Below are 669 nucleotides of genomic sequence, written 5' to 3' on the forward strand. Positions count from 1 at the left end.
CGTTGGGCGTCATTATGCCAACCAACTAACCGACACAACAAACATAATAACCAAACTATATGCCATTTCCACTTGACGTAAAATTTGTTGACGAAGCACAAAACGAACTGAATGTTATTTTTCCGAAAGTGTTTGTACAAAAAATGTTGGAGGAAAATGGTGGCGAAGTTTCTACTGAGGACGATGACTGGACACTTTATCCTATTCTTGACAAGACCGACAATAAGAGAATTAGCCGGACGTGCAACCACATTGGACTTGAAACACAAAAGGCAAAAGAATGGGCGACTTTTCCAGAAACAGCGATTGCAATTGGAACAAACGGATATGGCGACCAACTTATTTTATTGCCAGACAAAGCCGAAAATAGAAAGTTTCAAGAAGCAATCTATGTTTGGCAACATGAAACCGGTGAAACTACAAAAGTTGCAGACAATATTTTAGAACTATTTGATATATAGATATTGAAAAAGAATAACGAACGCCCAACATTGGTTTGGCAAAAAACTGGCTGATAAATTAAACATCAGCTTTTATTTTGCTATTTTGCTTCAGTTTCGGCTGAAGGAACAGAAATTTAGCTGGTAAAAGAAGCATTGAACTTTTAAACATTAATTTAACTTTGGTTCGGGCTGACGGGTTTTAAATACCAGTTCTTCGCCAAGCCTT

At 37.4% G+C, this 669-nt stretch carries 1 protein-coding gene; it reads left to right on the forward strand.

Features of this window, described 5'->3' with window-relative positions; translation table 11 throughout:
• The first annotated feature begins 59 nt into the window (after positions 1-59).
• Positions 60-461: an SMI1/KNR4 family protein gene (locus GO621_RS18730; protein ID WP_157569938.1), complete on the forward strand. Its 402-nt coding sequence runs from the start codon at positions 60-62 to the stop codon at positions 459-461.
• The last annotated feature ends 208 nt before the right edge of the window (positions 462-669 follow it).

The sequence above is a fragment of the Mucilaginibacter arboris genome, from assembly GCF_009754915.1.
GTDB lineage: Bacteria > Bacteroidota > Bacteroidia > Sphingobacteriales > Sphingobacteriaceae > Mucilaginibacter_A > Mucilaginibacter_A arboris.

Excerpts from the sequence above, each read along its gene's own strand:
- GO621_RS18730 (WP_157569938.1), top strand. The coding sequence starts at position 60 with ATGCCATTTCCACTTGACGTAAAATTTGTTGACGAAGCACAAAACGAA.